The 8,350-nt window shown below is 61.1% G+C and carries 6 protein-coding genes; 4 read left to right on the top strand and 2 right to left on the bottom strand.

The features are described 5' to 3' along the window. Positions 1–194: 194 nt before the first annotated feature. The 3 genes from ACO59D_RS09615 to argH all read left to right on the top strand — a co-directional run bounded on the left by ACO59D_RS09615 (position 195) and on the right by argH (position 3,951). Positions 195–356: a hypothetical protein gene (locus ACO59D_RS09615; RefSeq protein ID WP_207302665.1), complete on the top strand. Its 162-nt coding sequence runs from the start codon at positions 195–197 to the stop codon at positions 354–356. Positions 357–1,195: 839 nt separating this feature from the next. Beyond that, positions 1,196–2,416 (top strand): argininosuccinate synthase, encoded by a 1,221-nt coding sequence (locus tag ACO59D_RS09610; RefSeq protein WP_485126782.1) that lies wholly within the window; start codon positions 1,196–1,198, stop codon positions 2,414–2,416. 155 nt (positions 2,417–2,571) lie between these two features. Next, positions 2,572–3,951, top strand: coding sequence for an argininosuccinate lyase (gene argH, locus ACO59D_RS09605; RefSeq protein ID WP_485126781.1), 1,380 nt, complete (start codon positions 2,572–2,574; stop codon positions 3,949–3,951). Positions 3,952–4,392: 441 nt separating this feature from the next. Here argH and ACO59D_RS09600 read toward each other — a convergent pair whose 3' ends face one another. Both ACO59D_RS09600 and ACO59D_RS09595 read right to left on the bottom strand, forming a co-directional pair. Next, positions 4,393–6,207 carry an oleate hydratase gene (locus ACO59D_RS09600; protein ID WP_485126785.1) on the bottom strand — a complete coding sequence of 605 codons (1,815 nt, stop codon included), beginning with the start codon at positions 6,205–6,207 and terminating at the stop codon, positions 4,393–4,395. Positions 6,208–6,385: 178 nt separating this feature from the next. After that, positions 6,386–6,949, bottom strand: coding sequence for a TetR/AcrR family transcriptional regulator (locus tag ACO59D_RS09595; RefSeq protein ID WP_485126780.1), 564 nt, complete (start codon positions 6,947–6,949; stop codon positions 6,386–6,388). Positions 6,950–7,424: 475 nt separating this feature from the next. On the opposite strand from ACO59D_RS09595, the gene ACO59D_RS09590 reads away from it, so the two are divergent. Beyond that, positions 7,425–8,345 (top strand): hypothetical protein, encoded by a 921-nt coding sequence (locus ACO59D_RS09590; RefSeq protein WP_485126779.1) that lies wholly within the window; start codon positions 7,425–7,427, stop codon positions 8,343–8,345. Positions 8,346–8,350 lie beyond the last annotated feature (5 nt).

Here is an 8,350-nt window from a genome sequence, read left to right as displayed (position 1 = left end):
ACACGTTATCCCTGTTCGGGGACGGTATTCTCTAAAATTTGCTGCGGAAGTCAGGGTTGTGGGCTTGTGGCCGCTGCGATGGCAGCCTGTTTAGGACTCAGGCTCTCGGTATCATTCTTTGGCGGAGTCGGACATCACGGCCTTGCCCTTCTTATTGGGAACGGGCCTGGATTCTGATGGGTAGCATCCCGTTCATGATTGCAATCCATACCGCAGTCGCGGCGCGTGCGTTCGCAATCACCTATCAGGCCATGGCTAACAGGTACCTCACGGTGCTGTTGAGTGCCGCTTCCGCGATTTGCGTTATCGCTGCGTTCGCCTCTCATCGTGCCGAGGAGCAGGGGTCCAGGGAGTAAACCTTAGCCCTGTTGACGTCTTCGTTCGGTCTCCCATGACGTTTTTTCTTCAACCTGAACTTCCCTCTCGGGTTCAGGTTCCGCACGAGAGGTATGCCGTCATCGCGCTCCCTGAGCATTGTGCTTGCATGCGAGGCGCTCCAGTGCGTTCCGATTCTCGGCATTTTTGGGATCGTGGACATGGTCTCGAATGTTGTGGGCTTCGCATTTGGCTTCTGTGCCGCGGATCCCGCAGTTGAACATGGCCTGCACGTCACCTAGATCGACCCACACTTCAGCTCGATTGGGGGGCAGCCAAACCTCTGCCTGTGGCCGACTCGCACCAACGTTCCCCGAATCGGGGGCCGCGGAAGGAGGCTGCCGGTCCGTGGTCGTTCCTTCCTTGGTGCCGGGGGGCGTCGAGGAGGTCCATGATGGAGCCCTTCTCCGAATGCGACCTCATGCTGTTGTTCATCCGGACCCCTTTTGTTTCAAGCAGAAATCTTTTCTCTGCCGCACTTGCCTTGCCGCCCCGTGCGGGCCTATAGTCGCGCATAGCAACTACAGCCGCGCGAGATTCGCGCGCCACTTTTGAAGGGGTGACCAACGCATATGAGCACTACAGTATGCAGCCATAGCACGGTCACCCTCCGACGCCAGAACCGACGAATCAGCCCCGCGATGTCTTGCGCGCTGGTATAGGTTCTTGTCGCTTCTCTCTTCACAGACTCTAGACAAGGTACCCAGCAGTGCCCGGCACGATCGGGGGCTCTTCGTGACGTTGCGGCATGGCCGCGACGCTCGTTCGTTTGCATGTCTGCAAGGGGTATCAAGGCCCAACAACAGAAAGGTGCACAAAAATGGCTGAGAAAGAGAAGGTCGTCCTCGCATATTCCGGTGGCCTGGACACGTCCGTCATCGTGAAGTGGCTGCAGGTCGAGAAGGACATGGACGTCATTGCCATCTGCGGTAACGTTGGTCAGGACGAGAAGGACCTCACCTGGATCAAGCAGAAGGCCCTCGACATGGGCGCCATTGCCTCCGAGGCCGTGGACATGCGCGAGGAGTACGCCGAGGCCATCGTCTCTAAGGCCATCTGGGCAAACGGCAAGTACGAGGGCATCTACCCGCTGCTCTCCGCACTTTCTCGCCCCATCATCTCGAAGCACCTCGTGGACATCGCGCACCAGTACGGCGCCAAGTACATTGCCCACGGCTGCACCGGCAAGGGCAACGACCAGGTGCGTTTTGAGACCTCCATCCACGCGCTTGACCCCTCGCTCGAGATTATCGCCCCCGTGCGCGAGTGGGACCTCACCACGCGTGACTCCGAGATGGCCTGGGCCGAGGCCCATGGCGTACCCGTGCCCACCACCCACAAGAAGCCCTACTCCATTGACGACAACCTGTGGGGTCGCGCGATTGAGTGCGGCGTGCTTGAGGACACCTGGAACGAGCCACCTTCGGACATCTGGACGATGACCAGGAACCCCGAGGACTGCCCCGCCGACCCCGAGACCGTCATCATTGGCTTTGAGGGCGGCCTGCCCGTCTCGATTGATGGCGAGAGGATGCCGCTTCTCGACTGCATCATCAAGGCCAACGAGATTGCCGGGCGCAACGGCTTTGGTCGCATCGACATGATCGAGGATCGCGTCGTGGGTATCAAGAGCCGTGAGTGCTACGAGTGCCCCGCCGCGCTCCTTCTCATCCAGGCCCACCAGTCGCTCGAGACCCTGTGCCTCGATGCCGAGACCCTGAAGCAGAAGGCCAAGCTGGACGTCGAGTGGGCCTCCACGGTCTACCGTGGCCTTTGGTACTCGCAGAACCGCGAGGCCATCGATGCGTACAACGCTTACACGCAGAAGTACGTCACCGGCGAGGTGCGCATCAAGCTCTGCAAGGGAGGCCTGTTCGTCGACGGCCTGCGCTCGCCGTACAGCCTGTACGACTACAACCTGGCCACCTACGACGAGGGCGACACCTTCGACCACTCTGCCTCCAAGGGCTTCATCACCATCCATGGCCTGCAGTCCAAGACCTGGTCTCGCGTTCAGGGCCCCGGCTCCAAGCTGCAATAGGAACGCCTCTGAGCAGGAAAGACCCGGCCTGCTCGACAGATATGCGGCAAGGGCCGCCGTCGGGGGCCACCGGCGACGGCTTTTCTATCGGCTCGTATGTGCGGGTCGTGCGGTAAGCTAGCAGGGACAACGGCACAGCATCGAGAGGGGTGCTCATGGCATTGTGGGGCGGTAGGTTCGAGAAGGGCGTCGACGCCTTTACGCAGGAGTTTGGCGCGTCGCTCAAGGATGACAAGGCCATGGCGCAGGAGGATATCAAGGGCTCGCGCGCGCACGCCAAGATGCTTGCCAAGCAGGGCATCATTTCCCAGGAGGACGCCGACGCCATAGATGCGGGGCTTGGGAGGATCTCGGACCAGATCGAGAATGGCACCTTTGCCTGGGATGTAAACGATGAGGACATCCACATGGCCGTCGAGAGGGCCCTCACCGCAGACATTGGTACGCCGGGTGCGCGCCTGCACACGGGCCGCTCGCGTAACGACCAGGTGGCAACCGATATCCGCCTCTACGCCAAGCGCCTGTGTGACGGGCTTCTCGAGGAAAACGTCGAGCTTCGCCGCACGATCTTGGGCGTTGCCGAGGAGAATCTGGGCGTGGTGATGCCGGGCTACACGCATCTGCAGCATGCACAGCCGGTGCTTTTCTCGCACCACATGCTGGCGTACTTCTGGATGTTCTCGCGTGACCACACGCGTCTTCTTGCCGCGCGCGCCGCAGCCGACGCCAACCCGCTTGGGTCCGCGGCGCTTGCCGGCACCACGTACCCGCTTGACCGCGCGTGCACCACTCAGCTTCTGGGCTTTGACCGCACGATTCCTAACTCGATGGACGCTGTTTCGGACCGCGACTACCTGCTTGACCTGGATTACGCCTGCGCCGTGAGCATGATGCACCTCTCGCGCCTGTGCGAGGAGATTGTCCTTTGGAGCAGTGCGGAGTTTGGCTTTATCACGCTTTCGGATAGCTACTCCACCGGCTCGTCCATCATGCCGCAGAAGAAGAACCCAGACTTCGCCGAGCTCACGCGCGGTAAGACCGGACGCGTCTACGGGGACCTCATGGCGCTTCTCACCACCATGAAGTCGCTCCCGCTTGCCTACAACAAAGACCTCCAGGAGTGCAAGGAGGGTCCGGCCGACGCCGCAAAGACGCTGCTCGATTGCATGGCCATTGCTGCGGGCATGCTGGCAACCATGGCCGTGAACAAGGATGCAATGCTCGCCCAGGCCGGCAAGGGCTTTACCGCTGCTACCGACGTTGCCGACTACCTGGCCAAGAGGGGCATGCCGTTTCGCGAGGCACACGAGGTTGTTGGCAAGCTCGTGCTCTACTGCGAGAAGCACGGTAAGGGGCTGGAGGACCTCACGGCTGAGGAATTCCGTGCGGCAAGCCCGCTCTTTGGGAAGGATATCGCGCAGGGTCTCGACCCGGTGGGCATTGCCAACGCGCGCGTGACGTACGGTGGAACCGGCGAGGCGGCGGTGCGCGCCCAGCTTGCCGAGGCCCGGGCGCATCTCGCCGCCGACGAGTGAGGTGGGCCTCGCCACGTTAAGGTGCGAGACCCACCAGGCACGAAATTCCCGGAAGAGCGTATCCATGCTGACCGAAGCCCGTCAAAGCCTGCGTGAAAACGGCCTATCGCGGGGAATCTCTGGGGTGCGTGCATGAAAACGGGCTATCGTACGGTCCCTGGTGAGCCACATCTTTGTTGGGGTGCATGAAGATGCATTTCCACGAATACATCCCCATGTAATTATTGATGTTATGCATCTGCTATACATCGTGTCGATCGGGGTGTGAATCGGTACCGTGCGATAGGTCGTTTTCATGCAGCGAATCTGGGAAAGCCGTGCGATAGGCCGTTTTCATGCAGCGGACCGCGTGCCACCCTACTTTGGGAGGGGCGGGCGGCGGTATCTGCCGCTGCCCGCCAGGGTCGCTTGAGCCGAGCTGGCTGGATGCAGGCACTGCGGCTAGATGATACCGTAGGCCACAAGCAGCTTCTCGATGTCGGTGCCCTTGACCTTGCGGAGTGCCGCCCCGAGGGCCTTGCGCTCGATGAGGGGCAGCTTCATCTCGGTGACCTTGCGATTGTCCTGAAGCTTGGCCGAGGCGTCCAAGAGACAGCGCACGTCGTAGACCGAACCCCAGACTTCGGGTACGCCGCGGTCGACATCGCACAGCGTGTAGACGGCCTCCATGCCGGTGCGCATCGAGTACTCGGTGGTGAAGATGGTGTCGCGCACCACCTCGGCAAACTGGCCGAGGAAGGTAAAGTTCACGGCGCCGTCGGGAACCACCTTGGGCCTGTCCGTGTCGTTTCTCGGCATGAAGAATGCGGTTATGTAAGGCATGTAGCAGGTGGTGGTGTTTGCGTGCTCCTGCGCCAGCGCCACGATGCGGTCCTCGGGGATGCCAAGGTGGTAGAGCCACTCCTCGCAGATTTCTGCACCCGTGCATTCACGCATGGGCTTCTTGATGAAGTCGCCTCCCTTGTCGGTGAAGAGCACATACACCCAAACGAGCACGTGGCCGTCTGGCTGGGTCTTGAACTGTGGCTGGCGGTTGACGGTCCAGCTGAGCAGCCACCTGGAGTCACGGGCAGTCACGATGCCCCCAGTCACCACGCGCCCAGAGAGCGGGTCGCGGCGGCAGATGCGCTGAATGGCCGAGAGAATCTCGGGATCTGCGGTGTCGACGGTGGCGCTCATCCAGTTGGATTGCTCTGGGTCACTGCAGAAGACATCGGGGTTACCGAAGGAGCCATCTGGCGCCTGCGCGGCGATGCGACGCCACATGTCCCAGCCGCCACCAGGTCGAGCCTGCGGATCGACCTTGGCCACAGTGTTCTGCGAACCCCACGTGGCGTTCTCCACGCACCCGCCGTTGGTGATGTAGACCTGGTCGTTCTTGGTGAGGGGGATGCTGTCCTCAATGCCATCGTGCTGAACCACAATGGCGCGCGCGACCTTCTTGGCTGCTTCCGTGGCAGATGCGGGGACAAAGTCAAACTCTACGTTCACGACCTTCTGTCCATACTCGATGGACACGCCTGCAGACTCGATGTACTTGATCATGGGCAGGATCATCGAGTCGTACTGGTTGTAGCGGGTGAAGCGAAGCGCCGTGAAGTCGGGCAGGCCACCGATGTGGTGGATGTAGCGCTGGACGTAGCGCTTGACCTCGAGCGCGGAATGCCAGTTCTCGAAGGCGAACATGGTGCGCCAGCACATCCAGAAGTTGGAGCCAAAGACCTCATCATCCCAGATCTCGTTGATGCGCTTGCCATAGAGCTGCTCGTCGGGGGTGAAGAAGAGCTTTATGATCTCCGTGAGGCCGGCGTCGGAGAGGCCAAACTTCTTATCCATGTGGGCGTCCTGGCCGCGGCTCTCGGTTGCGCGGCACAGCGAGTAGTTGGGGTCCTCCTTGTTGAGCCAGTAGTACTCGTCAAGGACGCTTTGGCCTTCGTGCTCGATGGAGGGGATGGAGCGATAGAGGTCCCACATGACCTCGAAGTGGTTGTCCATCTCGCGGCCGCCGCGCATGGTGAAACCAATGGGCTGCTGCTCGCCGTCGCAGGCGCCGCCGGGCAGCCTACGCGCCTCGAGGATGTGGATATTCTCGCCGGGCATCTGGGCGTCACGCACCAGGAAGCAGGCGGCCGAGAGCCCCGCAAGGCCGGTGCCCACGATGTAGGCGTGCTTGCCCTCGATGCCTTTGGGCTTCTTGGGGCGGGCGAATGCTTCGTAGTTGCCAGAGCTGTAGAGTACATGGCGACCTCCTCGTATGGTGCCGTGACATCCGTCCAGGCTGGTGCCTGGGCCACGGACGGTGGGGTTATGGAGCGAGGATTCCCGTGCGCAGGCAATGGCAGACTAGACAGAATCGCCAGTCTGTCTAGTTTTCGAATTTTGTTCAAAATAGGATAAGCGTGCGGACCGAGACGGATACCGCTGCGGCGTCTCACTACAGACGGCGAGAGAAGCGCTCGACTGCGGCGGGGATGTCTCCGTGCACCACGCGGTCGAGCTGGGCCACAAGCTCCTCTGGCCTCTCGGTCATGCCGTTGGTGACCCAATTGATTACTGTGGCCACAAAGCCAGCAGCGTAGAATTGCGAAATAAACGCTTGGTCATCGGCAGAGATGTCGAGGTCTTTGCTCTCCTCGGCAACTACGCTCATGACGAGTTGGTCCGTGCGGCTGTGAAGAAAGCGCTGGGCGTAGTTGGGGTCGACGGAGTGGATGGTGCGAACGACAAAGTCGCGGTCGTGAAGGATGTGCTCGAGCAAAGCGCACATGCCCCGCTGCCAGGTGTTGTAGGCTCTCTCGTCCCCCAGGACCTCATCGGCCTCGACGGTGTAGATCCAGGCAACCAGGTCGTAGACGCTTTCGAAGTGGTAGTAGAAGGCCTGGCGGTTTACGCCCGCCCCGGCCGCGAGCATGGTGACCGTGATCTTGTCAAGCGGATAGCGCTTGATGAGGCGCTTGAGCGCGCACGCCAGTTCCTGCCGAGCATCTTTGCGAGGCATGGGCGCTCCTTCCCGGTCTATGGGTTGTTGCGGTAGGGCAAGCTTGCTACTTTCGAAGATGATAGCGCCATGCGCGGACGGTCCCCAGGCGCTTTTGGGGTCATGCGTGCAACGGCAAATGGCCAAACTGCACGCAGAATCGAGGATATGAAGGTTACTTTTCCGCGTTGGACGCCAGTTCCGGGTGCCGCGTGCCAACGCACCGCCCATCTGCCGCGCACCAACTGGGAAAACGCCCGCAGCAAGGCGGGCTCGCACCACCTGGTGCGGCTCAGGAAGGCCAGGGGGCCTTCAAAACCTCGATTCTGTGTGTCGATTCGCGACTGCTTGTTGCGCGCATGGTACGGAAGGGCACCTGGGGCCGCCAATGCAGTAAGGTTTTGGGAGCAATCGCGCCGGGCGCAGCCCGAGGAGAGGGGAACGAATGCCCAGTACTGCCCAGAAACGCACGGAGACGCTATCTCCACGTACCAAAATGCCCGCGACACTTGAGGATCCCATGGGGCCCGTTGGCCCAGATGACGAGCCTGCCCCGCGCACACGGCTGATTGTGACCGTCATCCTGGCGGCGTTGCTTCTGGTATCGGAGTTCCCGCTTGGCATGTACCTCTCAAGCACAGATGCCTATTCCAACGTCAACGCAACGCTCGACAGCCAAAAGACGACTGCCATGGGGCTGGTGGCAACGGCCACCGCGGCATCCGTAGCCGTCACGGCCATCCCCGATGATGTAGGCACGCCCATCGGTGAGCAGCTTGCGGATCTCTCGGGAAAGCTCGTGGTGGTGCTTTCGGTGATTTACCTCGAGAAGTTCCTCCTCACCACGCTTGGTCTTATTGGGTTTAGAATCTTTGTCCCCGTGGGACTTGCCATGGTCATCGGTTGGCTGTGGGCACATCGGAGTTGGGGACCACGTCCTGTGCTGTTTGTGTGGGGCGTCAAGCTCATGGTGGTAGGCGTTGCGCTGGCAACGCTGGTTCCTGTGAGTGCAGGCCTGACCGACGCCATCAACACTCAATATCAGGCCTCGCAGCAGGTGGAGGCCGCCGTTCAGGCAACCGATGAGGCAACGCAAAGCGTGTCTGACGGCACGGCGTCCGAACAGGACACAAGCGACAGCCAGAACCTCCTCGACGTGCTGGGATCGGCTGTTTCCAGCGGTATCGACGCGCTGGCCTCCGGCGCCCAGGAGGCAGCGGGTACCGTTGCATCCCAGCTCAACAAGCTCATCGACGCTGTTGCCGTAAGCATCGTGACCTCGTGCCTTGTGCCCATGGCAGTACTGCTGGTCTACTTCTGGCTTATCAAGCTTTTCACCGGAGCAGACCTTAGCGGCTATGTGACCAAGGCACAGGCAGGCGTTGGGGGCGCCATCAAGCGTGCTATGACGCGTTAGCCCGC

It is taken from the genome of Tractidigestivibacter sp., from assembly GCF_057241865.1.
Note: the sequence above shows the minus strand (reverse complement) of the source record. Positions and strands in the feature narration are given on the sequence as shown.